At 56.9% G+C, this 14,967-nt stretch carries 16 protein-coding genes; 6 read left to right on the top strand and 10 right to left on the bottom strand.

Features of this window, described 5'->3' with window-relative positions:
- Nucleotides 1-4: 4 nt before the first annotated feature.
- Nucleotides 5-1,543 (bottom strand): BON domain-containing protein, encoded by a 1,539-nt coding sequence (locus Dvar_RS26435; RefSeq protein WP_419656122.1) that lies wholly within the window; start codon nucleotides 1,541-1,543, stop codon nucleotides 5-7.
- An 89-nt stretch (nucleotides 1,544-1,632) separates the two neighbouring features.
- Entirely contained in the window at nucleotides 1,633-1,899 is a 267-nt protein-coding gene (locus Dvar_RS26430; RefSeq protein WP_419656121.1) for a hypothetical protein, read from the bottom strand.
- 392 nt (nucleotides 1,900-2,291) lie between these two features.
- Here Dvar_RS26430 and Dvar_RS26425 point away from each other — a divergent pair, with 392 nt between their 5' ends.
- Genes Dvar_RS26425 through Dvar_RS26410 form a run of 4 tightly spaced genes read left to right on the top strand, consistent with a single transcriptional unit; the run spans nucleotide 2,292 to nucleotide 4,187 of the window.
- Nucleotides 2,292-2,936 carry an ATP-dependent metallopeptidase FtsH/Yme1/Tma family protein gene (locus Dvar_RS26425; protein WP_419656120.1) on the top strand — a complete coding sequence of 215 codons (645 nt, stop codon included), beginning with the start codon at nucleotides 2,292-2,294 and terminating at the stop codon, nucleotides 2,934-2,936.
- 41 nt (nucleotides 2,937-2,977) lie between these two features.
- Nucleotides 2,978-3,661, top strand: coding sequence for an AAA family ATPase (locus Dvar_RS26420; protein ID WP_419664165.1), 684 nt, complete (start codon nucleotides 2,978-2,980; stop codon nucleotides 3,659-3,661).
- Nucleotides 3,610-3,900, top strand: a complete 291-nt coding sequence (locus Dvar_RS26415) for a hypothetical protein (protein WP_419656119.1) — start codon at nucleotides 3,610-3,612, stop codon at nucleotides 3,898-3,900. Before Dvar_RS26420 ends, Dvar_RS26415 begins: the two co-directional genes overlap by 52 nt.
- Before the next feature lie 41 nt (nucleotides 3,901-3,941).
- Complete coding sequence (locus tag Dvar_RS26410; protein ID WP_419656118.1) at nucleotides 3,942-4,187, top strand: hypothetical protein; 246 nt, start codon at nucleotides 3,942-3,944, stop codon at nucleotides 4,185-4,187.
- On the opposite strand, the gene Dvar_RS26405 is transcribed toward Dvar_RS26410, so the two are convergent.
- Together Dvar_RS26405 and Dvar_RS26400 are read right to left on the bottom strand one after the other, a co-directional pair.
- Nucleotides 4,184-4,888: an endonuclease/exonuclease/phosphatase family protein gene (locus Dvar_RS26405; RefSeq protein WP_419656117.1), complete on the bottom strand. Its 705-nt coding sequence runs from the start codon at nucleotides 4,886-4,888 to the stop codon at nucleotides 4,184-4,186. The genes Dvar_RS26410 and Dvar_RS26405 overlap by 4 nt on opposite strands.
- A 1-nt stretch (nucleotide 4,889) precedes the next feature.
- Entirely contained in the window at nucleotides 4,890-7,034 is a 2,145-nt protein-coding gene (locus Dvar_RS26400; protein ID WP_419656116.1) for a VTT domain-containing protein, read from the bottom strand.
- A 265-nt stretch (nucleotides 7,035-7,299) separates the two neighbouring features.
- Between Dvar_RS26400 and Dvar_RS26395 the strand changes: the two genes are divergently transcribed.
- Together Dvar_RS26395 and Dvar_RS26390 are read left to right on the top strand one after the other, a co-directional pair.
- Nucleotides 7,300-7,701 (top strand): hypothetical protein, encoded by a 402-nt coding sequence (locus Dvar_RS26395; protein WP_419656115.1) that lies wholly within the window; start codon nucleotides 7,300-7,302, stop codon nucleotides 7,699-7,701.
- Between the two features lie 3 nt (nucleotides 7,702-7,704).
- Nucleotides 7,705-8,652 (top strand): DUF1566 domain-containing protein, encoded by a 948-nt coding sequence (locus Dvar_RS26390; protein ID WP_419656114.1) that lies wholly within the window; start codon nucleotides 7,705-7,707, stop codon nucleotides 8,650-8,652.
- An 86-nt stretch (nucleotides 8,653-8,738) separates the two neighbouring features.
- Here the strand turns inward: Dvar_RS26390 and Dvar_RS26385 are convergent, their stop codons facing one another.
- The 6 genes from Dvar_RS26385 to Dvar_RS26360 form a co-directional block, all read right to left on the bottom strand.
- The gene (locus tag Dvar_RS26385) at nucleotides 8,739-8,966 is read right to left on the bottom strand and encodes a hypothetical protein (protein WP_419656113.1); all 228 of its coding nucleotides are present in this window, start codon (nucleotides 8,964-8,966) and stop codon (nucleotides 8,739-8,741) included.
- Between the two features lie 77 nt (nucleotides 8,967-9,043).
- Nucleotides 9,044-10,198, bottom strand: coding sequence for an osmoprotectant NAGGN system M42 family peptidase (locus tag Dvar_RS26380; RefSeq protein WP_419656111.1), 1,155 nt, complete (start codon nucleotides 10,196-10,198; stop codon nucleotides 9,044-9,046).
- Nucleotides 10,195-11,949, bottom strand: a complete 1,755-nt coding sequence (ngg, locus tag Dvar_RS26375) for an N-acetylglutaminylglutamine synthetase (protein WP_419656110.1) — start codon at nucleotides 11,947-11,949, stop codon at nucleotides 10,195-10,197. Before ngg ends, Dvar_RS26380 begins: the two co-directional genes overlap by 4 nt.
- A 14-nt stretch (nucleotides 11,950-11,963) precedes the next feature.
- On the bottom strand, nucleotides 11,964-13,736 hold the full coding sequence (locus tag Dvar_RS26370; protein WP_419656109.1) for an N-acetylglutaminylglutamine amidotransferase: 1,773 nt from the start codon (nucleotides 13,734-13,736) through the stop codon (nucleotides 11,964-11,966).
- A gap of 215 nt (nucleotides 13,737-13,951) precedes the next feature.
- Nucleotides 13,952-14,140, bottom strand: a complete 189-nt coding sequence (locus Dvar_RS26365) for a hypothetical protein (RefSeq protein ID WP_419656108.1) — start codon at nucleotides 14,138-14,140, stop codon at nucleotides 13,952-13,954.
- 15 nt (nucleotides 14,141-14,155) lie between these two features.
- On the bottom strand, nucleotides 14,156-14,590 hold the full coding sequence (locus Dvar_RS26360) for an OsmC family protein (protein WP_419656107.1): 435 nt from the start codon (nucleotides 14,588-14,590) through the stop codon (nucleotides 14,156-14,158).
- Between the last annotated feature and the right edge of the window lie 377 nt (nucleotides 14,591-14,967).

Below are 14,967 nucleotides of genomic sequence, written 5' to 3'. Positions count from 1 at the left end.
ATGGTCAGGGCCATAACCCGGTATCCAGCAGGGGGTCAGCCGGTTTTTGCATCAGGTGTTCGGCATAAGTGCCGCCGTTTTTCAATTTGAGTCGGGTCCGTACCGACCGGGCGCCTCCTTCGAATGCATTGATCACCGCCATGCGGGCGACGAAACGGTTGACGGCCCGGCCCGTGAGCACGGCCTGTCCGTCCGTCACGATGACGTGGATCGGGTCGCTGTCCACATAGGGGCTCCAGTAAAGTTCATCCGTGATCGCTGCATGCATATCACTGTCGCTGGCCGTTTGCGCGCTGGAGGCCACCTGGATTCGGTCATCTACGGCCAACACGCCGTCGATCCGGGAGGCGATGTTCACGGCGCGGATCTTTTGGCTCATGTTTTCTACATTGCCCGTCAACGTCAGGTGGTGATCAACCACGGCCACATTGATATCAAGGCCGTCCAATTCAGCATCGCGTCTGAACACATCCCGGATCAATTGTTCCACCGCCTTGTCCGGCGGAAAATCCCGGTAGCGCAATTGGAGCCGGTTAATTACTCTCCACACACCGGTGGTGTTGAGTGCATCCGCTTCGGCGGCTTGTTTGGCATACAGGGTCTCGACGACCCCGGAAAGCGTCACGGCCCCATTGACCACCGAAACCTCAGGTATGGGCGAGGTCATCCGGGGGTCTAAGCGCAAGGCGTCCCGTACCGCTCGCGAGATGGTCTCGTCCGGCTGGTGAACATAAGGAGAGGATCGCAAGGTGGGTATCGCCGTACGCCAATCCACGGATAATTTTCGATCGTCTACCTCGACCACTCCGGCAATCCAGGCGTCGTCAACACTGCGGTGTTTTTGTGCGAGTGTTCTGACGGTGCCTGCAAGACTCACCCGCCCGTTGTTGACAGCAACCTCGATGCTGGACGCATCAACATAAAGATCAGCGGCCAAGCGTCGCTCAACGTCCGCTCGGATCAGTTGGTCATCCCGGTGAGTGCCGGGAGAAACGTCGATCTGGTTGACAATCCGGGACACACCTTTGACCGACATGGCCCGGCGGTCGGCCAGGCGACTCAGCACCCATGAATCTACTCGGCCATTCAGGGTTACCACGCCGTTTTTGACATTGACGCCAATGACCGCCTTTCGATCGGGTGGCAGTGGCGGCAAAATGGCCAGCACATCGCGGGCAATGGCCTTATCGTCGCGCACCGCGGGTTCTACACGGATATTGTCGACGACCGACCGCACCCCCACGACGCTTCCGGTAACGCGTTTAACCTGATTTCTCTGCAACAGGTTGGATACGGATCCGGATAACATCACGATTCCATCTTTGACGTCGATGTCGATACTGCCCGGCACGACGGTCGTCTCGATTGCGAGATAGCGATCGATGAACTTTTGGATGTCGCCATCACCGGGAACTGATGTAGCGGTTGCATACGGTGTCCATGTCCAGCCCATCGTAAGAACCATGACCAACCCGGTCAATCGTACGCAACCGCTTATAAAGGTATGACCGCTCAAGGCCGGTGAGTTACGTTGTCGAATCATCAGTTTCCTCCTCTCACCTTCGATTGGATTTGGATCTGCCTTCGAGATGTGAATCAGTCGATTCTCTCTGCTGGTAGACCCGATTCGATCTATTCGGCAAGTAATTTCAAGCTCTCTTTTTCGCGTCGCGAGACATTTTCCACGGCAGCGTCAACGCTTCTGGAATCGCGATTGGCTAAAAAAACAGCCAAGACATTATCGGCTATGGAAGAGCTGAGAAAAATCCATCCGGCCAGAACGGTGTCAATCGCCAGCATGAATTCCTGGCGGTCGTCGTGTTTGCTGCAGTATCCGTCGAGAGCGGCATTTTCTTTTCCGCTTGGCATAATCATATCATACGCATGGGTGATATTCACGGGAATGGGGAATTCCCTGTATTCTGTCGGAGGATTACCCCCCATATGGTCAAACGGCTCGTGACCCATTGGGGCTGACGCATTTCCCTTTGGTTTGCATTACTGTCCAATTGGTATGTGGGCTGGTATGTGGGCGTGGGGTCAATGCAAAATGGCGGCTTTTCTATTCAAAAACCATTGCATCCGCACTTCTTCTGTGACGACAGTGCATGGCGGTTACGTCCATGGACCGCTGTCGTTACCCTGGCTTGAGCAAAAGGGAAGGGTGTCGATGGTCGGGATCAGCAGGCGGATACCCCTGTGTTGATTTAAAATTACGCCCTCTGCCGTATGTTTTTACCTGTTTCGTCAATGGTATGATTCCTTATCATATTTAGAAGAAAAGGAGTCCCATGAACAATCAACTGCCTTCATCTCAACCCCGATATGCACCCATAAAATGGCAAACGATCGTATGGCTGCTGCTGCTCTGGATGCTTGTCTTTTATCTGTTCCAGGGGGTCGGCGCAGGCACACCGCCCCGTGATATCGCCTACACCCAGTTCAAGGAAAAAGTCCGCCGGGGTGAGGTGGTCCGGGTTGTCATGCGGGGGGCGAACATCAACGGCGAGATGGTCGCCGGTGATGGCGAAGAGACGTCGATGAATGATGCAACCGATCGGTCCGCCAATCGTTCCACGGACAGTGGTTCCAATGCTTCCAGTGCGTCCAGTGGAAACATGGTCCGATTTGAAACCGTAAAGCCGATGGTCACGGATCCCGGATTGATGGAACTGCTCGAGACCAATCATGTTGTTGTCCGTGCCAAACTGGAGCAGCGTTCCTGGTTCTGGAGTCTGATCATCACCCTGCTGCCATGGGTGCTGATCATCGGCTTTTTTATCTACTCCAACCGTAAATGGCGTGGCCGTATGGGGGGCTGGGACAGGGGGGCCCTTTCAGGTTCGCCAAATCCAAAGCCAGGCGGTTCACGCCTGAATCCAGTCAGACCACTTTCGGCGATGTCGCCGGCCTGGAGAATGCCAAACGGGAGCTGACCGAAATCGTCGATTTCTTGAAAAATCCTGCCAAATTCGAGATGCTTGGCGGCAATCTTCCCCGGGGGCTTTTGTTCGCCGGACCACCGGGTGTCGGTAAAACCCTGATGGCCCAGGCCATGGCCGGTGAAGCGGGCGTGCCTTTTTTCAGCATCAGTGGTTCAGAATTTATCGAAATGCTGGTCGGTGTGGGGGCCTCCCGGGTACGGGGCATGTTTGCCAGGGCCAAAAAGGAAGCCCCGGCAGTGATCTTTATCGACGAGCTGGACTCCATCGGCCGGGCCCGTGGAGCGGGGGTGGGCGGTGGACATGACGAGCGGGAGCAGACACTGAACCAGATCCTTGCTGAAATGGATGGATTCTCAGCCCATGAATCGGTCATTGTGCTGGCCGCCACCAATCGGCCGGATGTGCTCGATCCGGCGCTGGTCCGTCCGGGGCGCTTCGATCGTCGCATTACCCTGGACATGCCCGGAAAGCGTGCGCGTCATCAGATATTGAAAATTTACGTCCGCGATAAACCGGTTGCCGACGACGTGGACTTGGGGCGCATGGCCGACCGCACCGTCGGTTTTTCCGGCGCCGACCTACAAAACCTGGTCAATGAAGCCGCGTTGCTGGCGGCGAGGAAGGAGAATCGTCAGATTTGTTTGTGCTTGTGGGAATTGCGTTCGTGGCTTCTGCGGTGGATGCATTCCTGCGGCTGCGCATCGACGGTGATGTGAATCTGGAGGTCCAGGTCGATGCGGCCCGGACCCTTTGGGATCAACGCGGATCCCGGGTGATTCGGGGGAATGTCCTGGCCATTCCGGTTGACAATACGCTGCTATATGTGGAGCCCATCTACCGACCACTCTTCCCCGGTGGTCTGGGGGCGGGATGCAAAAGAGGCTTTCGATGGTTATCTGAAGGCCATGGGAAACAAACGTTTCGAGGATGCAGCCGCTGCGATGAAACGTCTTGAGGCCGCCATTGGACGTCTGCCTCTGGAGTTTGGAAACAGGGATGACAATAAAGCGATGCCGGGCCGGACGGATCAGACAAAAAAGGAAAACACAAATCCGTCTTTACAAAAAGGTGCCGCAGGATTGCATTGTATTGACTCTGGCTTGCGGTAAATATCGTTTTTATGAAAAGAAACTGGGAGACATCGGGGGTATCCCCAGGCTGCTGGATGCCGGTCAGTGCAACGACGCCTATTCGGCGATTCAGAAAATTGAGTTGCAACTATCTTTGAATGGTAATGGTTAACAGGAGAAATTACAGAGAATATCCACATCCGCCACCAACGGTAAATGGTCGGAAGCGATTTTCGAAAGTGGTGATACATGAGGCGTTAAGTCTACCAGGGCATCGGCCGGGTGAACCCAGATGCGGTCCAGGGCCAGCAGTGGCCGGCGGCTGGGGAATGTCAACGGTGCCGGCTGATTGCCGAAACGGCGCCGGATCAAGCGTAAAGGCAATGCCCATCTGAACCACTCGTTAAAATCTCCCATGAGAATGGTGATCCCGCTCCCTGGCGGGAGGAAAAAAGGCCGCAACCGCTGCATCTGCCGCCGCCGTTCGGAAGGCATGAGCCCGAGATGGGTACTGATGACGTTGACGGCTACGCCATCCCACTGAAAACTGACGATCAACGCGCCTCGCGGTTCCCGTCCCGGACAACTGATGTTCAAGCGCCGGATCTTCTCCGGCATGGTGCGGGTAAGCAGGGCGTTGCCATACCTTCCGCTATGTTCCAGCAAGGTCGGCCCTGGAATCGCTTCGGTTTGCGTGGCCCGGGCGATGTCGGTCAGAACGTTGTGCGGCGCCCGGGTATCATAGGCGACTTCCTGAAGACCGATCACATGGGCATCCATCTGCTGCAGTACCGTGGCAATCCGATCCGCGGATGTGATTCCATCAATACCCATGCAGCGATGAATGTTATAGGTGGCGAATCGAATGATCATGTCAGCGCGATGTCTCGGCGGCCGAATCCGATGCGCTGGTGCGCTTTTGTTTGATCCAGCGGCGTAGAGCGGTGATTGCGATGATGGCCAGCACGATGAAGCCACCAAGGGTGGCAACGTTGACCAGGTCCGGCTGGCTGAGGGATACCGCCAGACGATCCGCCAGAATGATCGTGGCCACCATGCCCGGCAGCATGCCGATCAGTGTGCCCAGTATGTAGTTCCGCGGATGAATGCCCGAGACGCCGGCAATCAGGTTGATTACCGAAAACGGGGCGACGGGAACGATCCGAAAGGTGATTACCGCCATCAGGCCGGAATCGGACAGTTTTCGGCTGAGCCGATTGAACAGCGTGCCGGCGAACCGGTGGACCGCATCCCGGCCCAGCCAGCGCCCCACCCAGAAGACGGTGATCGCACTGGCCTGGGAACCGGCCAGGACATAAACCGCTCCCCACCAGGGGCCGAACACCACGACCGTGGCCACCACCATTAGGGTGACCGGAAATGCCACCATCCCGCCCAGAACGTAAGCCAGAACCACCAGAACCGGTGTGAAGGGCTGCTGTCGAATCCACTGGCCGACGGCTTTGGCCGATTGCATGTCAAGCCACTCGCCGGCCGGGGTCCAGCGCCACACCGCACCCAGGGCCAGCACACCGCCAATCAACAGCATGATCTTGAGGATGTGGTGATACGCCGACGGCTGCTGCTCCCGGGGGACCATGTAATCAAGCAGTTCCTGGGGCGCCACCGGCTTTTCCGGATCGAGAAGGGCGGAGTCTGGAACCCATTTATCGACCTTTTGGGGGACATGGCCGGACAGATCAACCAGGGTCCGTTCGCCTTGACGTAATGCGTCCATTGCTTTGATCAGCGACCCATAATGCGCCACAGCGCGTGAAATATCGTCTGGAGTCATCCCTGAATGTTCGGCGATCAGGCGGTTGCGAAAATGGGTGATCGCGGTGCGCACCGTCTCATCGCCATTGGCGGCAACGGCCAGATCGCATTCCGAATCAAGCCCCATGGATCGATTGCTCAGGTTCGCGGATCCCACACGGGCCAGGTTATCATCGACCACCATGATCTTGGCGTGCACCATTACGGCGCTAAACGGATCCTTGGCGATCCGGGGATAATAGACCCGCAGGCGGTCATGCCGGTCGGCATGGCGCAGTTTGTTTAAAATACGGCTGCGCAGCACATCCATGGTGTGCTGTTCCAGCCACCCGCCGGTTTTAAACGGCATGACGATGACGATTTCCGGTCCGTCATTTTCCTCAAGCCGGCGGGTCAATGCCTCACCGATACGATATGAGGTGAGGTACTGGTTCTCGATATAAATGCAGGTTCTGGCCATAGAGATGCTGTCCAGGTAGAGCTGCTCGACTTCCCTCACAGCGGTTTGATCCTCGTATTCGGGAAGCGTAAGGGCGATGGCTACCGGAACGTCTTCCAGGTCCGGGACAAGGCTGGTCGGCCAGGCTGCCGAAGCCGGATGTGGTCGTGGATCCACCGGTTTCCCTCCGCCGGCACGGATCCAGCGATCTCTGACGATCCGGCCCAATGCATGCGCCGCCGGTCCGCTGACGGCCATTTCTACGTCATGGAAAGGCGGATAGGTTTTTTTGTCCGGATCGACCCGCCGCGGGTCATCTGGAGCATGGTCCGGCGTATCCCAACGCCATTTGGAAAGATCCAGGCCACCGGCAAATGCAATGCTGTCGTCGATGACCACGATTTTTTGGTGCTGTGACGCACCGATGGGATGATGGCCGTCCAGACAGAAGTGGATGCGCCGGTGGGTGCGCCATTTGAATTTGTAGCGCGGGAAGAATTCGCGTTCCAGGGCATAGATCATCGAGAAGTCCCAGCTCAGCAGGTAGACGTGAAGCGCCTTGTTCTGACGCGCCAGGTGGTTGAGGAATTCACCCAGCCGGGTCGGCCCATTGTCTTTTTCGTTTCCGCGCACCAGCTGCAGATCGCTGTGCAGGTCCCAGCCGACAATGAAAATGGTGCGACGGGCCTGACTGAAGGCTTCAAAAAGGGCGCGGTAATAAGCCTCACCGTCGATCACGAATGCGACCTCTGGGGCGGATTCGACAGTATAACAGTTTGTCGATGGTTGAAATTGCAACGCCAATGGTCGATCTCCTATGAATGGATTGGTCAACATGCACATTGATCAGAAATAATTTTTCAATGTATATCCGCCACGCTTTCCGGAAAATAGGGGCGGGAATTGATTTTTCCCGGATAATGACTGCAGACGGAACAAAATACGGTCTGTCGCACAGTGAACTACAGTTTCGAACCGATACTCACTGCAACCGAATGATGCTTATACTATTAGGAAACGTATGAGAAACCCATATGAACTGCAATATTTGAGAAAAGGAGGACTTTGCATGTTGTTTATCGGTCATTTTTCCTTCGACGAGATCAGTCCGGATGGCAGCCCCAAACACGGGTACTTCAGCAGCATCGTTGATGCAAAGACACCAGATGCGGCCGTTGACAAATTCCAGGATCACATCAAGAAGATGAAAACCCAGATCCGGGAAATGGCCGCCGTGGTCAATGTTTACATCGAGGAGATCCTGCGGGTTCCCAATATTCCCGACACACCGGTGATCACACGGCTGCAGTCCGCCGACGGTGCGTTTCCACCGTCGATCAGTCACGCCTTACCGGGCGTGGACAACGAAGATATCGACGCCTTTGGTCTGGCTGCCGATGTCGAGAAGCATGAAGCCTCCAGTGATGGCGGTTTTGTCGAATCACAACCCTTTATCACGTTTGCTCAGTAACCGATGACTTCTCCTGTTGATTTTCTTCCAACCGATCAGACCCTGTGCTACGGTCCGGACGGCCGCGTGATTCCGTGTGCCAATGCCGGTCAGGATGCATCTTTCAAAAACAATGCACCGCTGCCGACCAGTCAGCGCTTCCACCCCCAGGGCCAGATTGTCAGGGATACGCTGACCGGTGCCGTCTGGAGCCGGAATGCCAACCTGCCTGAATTTCCATTGACCTGGAACGAGGCGCAGACATTCGTGGAAAATATGCGTGCGCGTCACGTATACGGACGCGATGATTGGCAGCTGCCTTCACGCGGTCTGCTTTTTTCACTGATCAGCCATCAAGAGATCAATCCGACGCTGGCCGAGGGGCACCCGTTCCAGAACGTATTCAGCGGCTACTACTGGACGGCCGACACTTGCCACCGGTTGCCCAATCAGGCCTGGTACGTTCATCTTGGCGGTGGGCGCGTCCACCGGGGAATGAAACATGGATCGTATATGGTCTGGCCGGTTTCCGTGCATGACATCGGCACAGCCGTTGACACGATTACCGGCACCGACCGTTTTAACATCGATGGATTGTGCGTCCATGATCCCGTCACCGGTCTGACCTGGAGCCGGAATGCTGATACGGCTGACGGACCCCTTGACTGGCAACAGGCAATCGATATGGTGGCTCAGATGAATACCAACCTTATGAACGGGCATTCCGACTGGCGTCTGCCCACCATCAGGGAACTGGAGCGCCTGGTCAGTCTGGACGCCCATTCACCTGCGTTGCCGAGCGGCCACCCGTTCGTCAACGTCAGGGATGCCTATTGGTCATCGACCACCAGTGTTTACGAACCGCGCTACGCATGGACGGTGTACATGGAGGATGGTATTATCGGTGTTGGATTCAAACCTATCGCCGATTTTTATCTCTGGCCGGTACGCGGACGCATCCCGGGCCCATGAATCAGGGGTGATGGCCTCAGGCACTGTGGATTAAATGTCGGCTGGCCCCGGACGTCCGATTTTATCCCATCATTCAAGTACCATCTTCAGTTTTGGTGATATCGGTGGTACACCGCATACTGGGTGTCATTGACCAATCCCTGACCCACCACCGTTTCTTCTTCGTCGTCATCAATTTCGACCGGTTCGGTGAACAGATCTGCTTCTAGGGCTTTGACCGTCCCGTCGGGGGTAATCATCAGCATTTGTCCGTTGTATTCATCATCCAGATATACAAAGGTCTTTCCGGTTTTCTTATTCTTGCATATTTCCATAATGACTCCGTTGTTTAAAAAAAATCCTTTTGTTGGGTTTGTGATTGCGGTGACCATGTCGGCGCGGCATTGGGATGTCAGGTTTCGATTTTGATAACCCGGCGCTCCGGTTGATGCGGAAAACCGCTCAATGAACTCAGACCGTTTTTGTCGCGGCTGAAGGTCGGCGGACTCTGAATATAAAGGGCGGTCAGATCGGCAACTGCCTTGAGCGAGCTTGCGTGCGTGCGTTCATAGCCATGCGAGCCGTCAACCCCATAACCTACCAAAGCGGTGCGCGTATCATTGCCGGCTTCGATGGCCGATGCGGAATCGCTTCGATAATAGCGAAAAATGTCGCGGATGACATCGATGTCGTGGGCTTTGGCAAGGGCCAGAAGCTTGCGGTTCAGGTGGTAATCGAACGGCCCGCTCTGGTCCATCATGGCGATGGTGGCGGCCTTTTCAGTCGCCATCTGGTTGGGGGCCACCGGCGCATGATCGATGACCATCATTTCAGCCACATCCCCGTAAACCGCCGCCGACGCACCGGATCCCACCTCCTCGAAGATGGTGAAAATCAGGTGGCAGTCGACGGGAATCTCGAGTCCTTGTTCCCGGATGGCCCTGGCCACGGCCAGCACAATGGCCACGCCGGCCTTGTCATCCAGATGACGGGCGTTGATGAAACCGGTGTCGCCGATTTCGGGCAGGGCGTCAAAGGCAATGAAATCGCCGACCTGGATTGCCGTTGACGGTCGGCCGTCGCCGCCGGGCATGTCCTGATCGACGCGTACCTCCACCTGATCCCACGCGGATGGCTGGCTGTCGATGGCATCGCCATACGCATGACCGGATGCCTTTAAGGGCAGTACGCTACCCCGCACAGGCCCATTGTCACTATAGATTGTCACCCGGGCGCCTTCGGCAAAGCGGCTCGACCAGGTCCCGACCGGGGCAATGGCCAGGCGGCCATTGGATTTGACGCGGCGCACCATGGCGCCCAGCGTGTCCAGGTGGACGGCCACGGCCCGGTCCATGCTATCCTGGCCGCTCCCCGGAAGGGTGGCGCGAATTGCCCCCCGGCGGGTGACATTGTAATCGATACCCAGCCGCTGCAGTTCCTCGCCCACGAAATGGACGATCTGATCCGTGAATCCCGATGGGCTGGGAATATTCAGCAAGGTGACCAGCATCGCGTTGAGATAGTCGAGATCGATACCGTAATCGGTCAAATTGGTCGCCTTACTCATGCGGACACTGCCGTCTGGGGGAACAGGAGATCCACGAAGCGCTCGGCCGTGGGCTGGGGTTCATGGTTGGCCAGCCCCGGTCTTTCGTTGGCTTCGATGATCACATAATCCGGCCGCTTCAGGTCCGGCACCATCAGGTCCAATCCGGTGACCGGGATGCCGATTGCCTCGGCCGCCTTTTCACCGGCTCGTTTGAGATCCGGATGGATTTGATCGGTGACATCTTCGATGGTGCCGCCGGTGTGCAGATTGGCGGTCTTGCGGACCTGGACGGTCTGATCTTTGTCGATGACATCGTTAAAGTCATACCCAGCCTGGCGAATGCAGCGCGTTGTTTCCGCGTCCAGGGGAACCCGGCTTTCACCGCCTGTGGCGCTGGCCCGACGGCGGTTGTATGTCTCGATGAGTTCTCCGATGGTGTGGCGGCCGGTGCCGACGATTGCCGGCGGCCGGCGCACCGCCGCGGCCACAAGGCGATAGTCGATGACGATCAGGCGCAGGTCTTGCCCCTCAACCAGCGATTCGATGATCACGTCTTCGCAGAAGCGCGCCGCCTGGTTGACGGCCTTTTCAAGAGCCGCCGAAGAACGCACATCCACGCTGATGCCGTTTCCCTGCTCGCCCCGAACCGGTTTGACCACCACCCGGCCCAGCGCCTCCAGAATTTTCGCGTTGGTATCGGGTTGTTGGGGATCTGCCGTGTACTGCCGGGGGACGTTCAATCCGGCCGTTTTGAGGATGCGGTGGGTCAGGCGTTTGTCGTCGCAGCAGCTCATGGCCACGGCCGAGGTCAGTTCACTGAGCGATTCCCGGCAGGTGACCGACCGGCCACCGTGATTCAGCCTGAACAATTGGGTGCGCTCGTCGATCACGGCCACGCCGATGCCCCGTCGCCGGGCCTCGTCGGTAATGATGCGGGCGTATGGATTGAGTTTGGCCTCGGGCGCCGATGCCGTGAAATAGGGCTCGTTGATGGGGTTTTTGCGTTTGATGCAGAACACCGGTACACGCTGAAAACCCAATTTTTCGTATAAGGCGATCGCATCACGATTGTCGTGCATGACCGACAGATCGATATAGCTGCGGCCGCGGGCCAGGTAGTGCTCGGTCAGATGCCTGACCAGGGCTTCGCCCACCCCCGGCGCTGTGGCCTGGGGATCGACGGCCAGACCCCACAGGCTGGCACCGGACTCCGGATCGTTGAAGGCTTCCAGATGATCCAGGCCGGTTACCGTTCCGATAATCCGCCCGCTGCTCAGCGCCTCGGCCACCAGATACGTGCGCAGACGTGACGTGTTGCGGTCCAGATAGAATGCCGGATCGGCGGTGACCATCTTGCGGCAGCGATAAATGCGGTTGATCGCATCGGCGTCGGCGACTGAGCTGATGCGTCGGACAGTAAAGGCCGGCCAGCGCTGGCGCGCCGGACGATAGTCATGAGACCACAGCCGATAGGTGTGCGAGGGATCCAAAAAGAGTTTGTCAGGCCCCATGGACAGGAGCACGTGAGGATCGCGCAGGTAGAAAATCATGTCCCGCTTGCCGGCACCTTCCGAGCAGATGTTGTCGAACAGGGCGCGCGGGCGCTGAAACGTATGACCGAAAATGATTCTACCCCAGCCCATATCTACCACTGCATCCTGTTTCAGGTTGCCGGCGTCCGGTCCGTTGGCCGGTTGCCAGTTCTTCAGCGACATGCTGGACATGCGGGCCAGACGATCTTTGCGCTTCGTTTTAGTATGAGAAGACATCGTTTTTTTCCTGTTTAGATTCCGTGGATGGACAGCCACCGCTCCAGGGCCACTACCTGCCACAGTTTGGATCCGCGCAGCGGGGTGATATGCTCCTCGGGCTGCTTGATCAGCAGATCGACATAGTCGGGATTGAACAGCTCCCGCTCCCGGCTTCGGGTCGACCGCAGCGTGTCGGTGGCAAAGGTCAGGTAATCGCCGTCCAGGTATTTCAGGGCCGGCACCGGAAAATAGCCTTTGGGCCGATCGATCACCTCGGCCGGAATCACCGACCGGGCGGCTTCCTTGAGAACGTGCTTGCCGCCTTGGCCGACCTTCAATGCCGCCGGTACGCGGGCGGCGAACGCCACCAGTTCATGGTCAAGGAACGGCACCCGGGCCTCCAGGCCCCAGGCCATGGTCATATTGTCCACGCGTTTGACCGGATCGTCGACCAGCATGACCGTGGTGTCCAGTCGCAGGGCGCGATCCACGGTGGATTCGGCGCCGGGCCGGTCGAAATGCCGACGAACGAATGTAAGGCTGTGATCATCCCCGACAAAGCGGGGGTGCACGGCGGCGGCGTATTCCGTGTGCGGGCGATCGAAAAAATGACCGACGTAGTCGTACACGCTGTCCCGGTCGTTCATCAGCGGCGGATACCAGTGATAGCCGCCGAAAATTTCGTCGGCCCCCTGACCGCTTTGCACCACCTTGACATGTTGGGACACGGCCTGGCTGAGCAGGTAAAAGCCGATGCAGTCATGGCTGACCATGGGTTCGTTCATGGCCCGCAGGCAGTGGTCGAGGGCAGGCAGGACCTGCTCGTCCCTTGCTTCGATTTTGTGGTGCCGGGTCCCATAATGGTTGGCGATGAGATCTGAATAGGCGAATTCATTGCCGCTTTCGCCGCCTGCGTCTTTGAAGCCGATGGAAAAGGTCTCCATGTCCTGTTTGCCCAGCTCCGCAAGCAGCCCGACAATCAGACTGGAGTCAATCCCGCCGGAAAGCAGGACCCCGACGGGCACATCGGCCGTCAGCCGTCGTTTGACCGCTTGGCGCAGGTAAACCAGGACCAGCTCGGTCCAGTCCTGCAGCGTGTATCGGATTTCTTCATCGGATGGCGTGAAGTCCAGTTCCCAATAGGTCTTTTCATCGACCTTACCGTCCGGGGAAAGGGTCATCGTGGTGCCGGGCCTCATTTTCTTGATATCGGAAAGAATGGTATGCGGTGCAGGCACGACCGAATGGAACGTCATGTAGTGATGCAGGGCCACCGGATCGATTTCAGCACTCATACCGCTGAGGGTGAGAAGGGCCGGCAAGGCAGAAGCGAAGTAAAACGCGTTGCCTATACGGGTATGGTACAGCGGCTTGATGCCCAGGCGGTCGCGGGCCAGAAAGACCTCGCCGCTGTCCCGGTGCACGATGGCGAAAGCGAACATGCCGTTGAAATGCAGGACGCAATCCGCTCCCCAGGCATGATAGGCTTTGAGAATGACCTCCGTATCCCCGTAGGAGAAAAAACGGTATCCTTTGGCTTCCAGGCGTTTGCGCAGTTCGTTATAGTTGTAAATCGCACCGTTGTAGACAATGGTGTAGCCTAACGCACTGTCTTCCATAGGCTGTCGCGCCCGTTCACTCAGATCGATGATTTTCAGACGGCGGTGTCCCAGCGCCACATTGGCGTGGACGGAAAGTCCCAAGGAATCAGGGCCGCGCGGTGTCATGGCTTCGGTCATTTTGACAACGGCCGTGACATCGGCCGGTTGACCATTGAAGTTGATTTGACCGCATATTCCACACATGGTTGGATCTGTCCTCCATATTGACTGTTTTCATTATTGACGGATTCGTAAAAAGTCCGATATCGGCGTTACGCTTCATCCTTCGTCACTGCGGAGTACGATCAGTACGCCTCATTCCTCAGGATTCGCAAGCCTTGATCTCGGGCTTTTTACGAATCCGTCTGAACGGGGACTGTTCACGAGTTCATCGTCATCACTTCCCAGTAAAATTTCATTCATGAACCCTGAACACTGCTTTTCCTTAGTCCCGCCAGGCCGATGATGACACCGTCCCGCGCCCAAATCCGGCGATAGTTGTCATTGCGGACCGGACTGGCCAGGAACCCATGAGGACTGATAAATGCCTTCACCAGGTCCATGGCACGGTCGACGGCTTCACTCGGATCAGGGTGTGAGACTGGCATGACTTCCTCCACCCGCTAAGACGACGACAACAGGTTGGCCTTGAGGGTTATCTCAACCCCTGCCAGTGCGCGTGAGACGGGGCAGTTGGCTTTGGCGGCTTCGGCCTGTTGGGTGAATTGCTCGGCAGAGATTCCCGGGACCTGCCCCTCGGTGTCGAGTTCGATTCTGTCGATGGAAAAACCGGATTCAGATTTGCCCAGATGGACCGTTGCCCGGGTGCTGATTTTATCGGGTTTGAATCCTGCCGCTTCGATCTGGTGGGATAACGCCATGGAGAAACATCCGGCGTGAGCCGCACCGATCAGCTCTTCGGGATTCGTGCCGGCACCGTTTTCAAATCTGGACAAAAATGTATAGTCCACCGCGAATCCCGCGTTGCCAATGAGCATGGTGCCATTGCCGTCCTTCAGCGTTCCATCCCAGATCGCATGTGATAATCGTTGAGTCATGGTTCCTCTCCTTTTGCTGCCAGCATCTCCTGTCGCTGCAGAACAATCATGGCGGCAGGATCGCTTTCTTGCGGCATAGAAAATAGAATGCGTTAATACGTTTTGTTGGATCACTGATTCAACATAGGGGATTATTCCCCCACCTGCCATGGGGTAGAAACCCCATATCTGTTTCAGCGGTACTTTAAAATGAGGGCCAAAGGTGTCTGTTTGGATGATTCGTGCGCCTTGATCTCGACCCAAGTTTCCTATTCGTGGATGGACACTATTTAAGCGGAAGAGGGCGGATTGAAAGCAAAGCGGCCGCCCAGATCAACGCTGAATACGCTGATTTGAACGGCCGTCTTGATTTGACGGATGGACCGGCTAATGGAGCA

The sequence above is a fragment of the Desulfosarcina variabilis str. Montpellier genome (assembly GCF_048565275.1).
In the GTDB taxonomy this organism is placed as follows: Bacteria; Desulfobacterota; Desulfobacteria; order Desulfobacterales; family Desulfosarcinaceae; genus Desulfosarcina; species Desulfosarcina variabilis.
The sequence above is the reverse complement of the archived record's forward strand: the minus strand, read 5'-3'. Positions and strand labels throughout refer to the sequence as shown.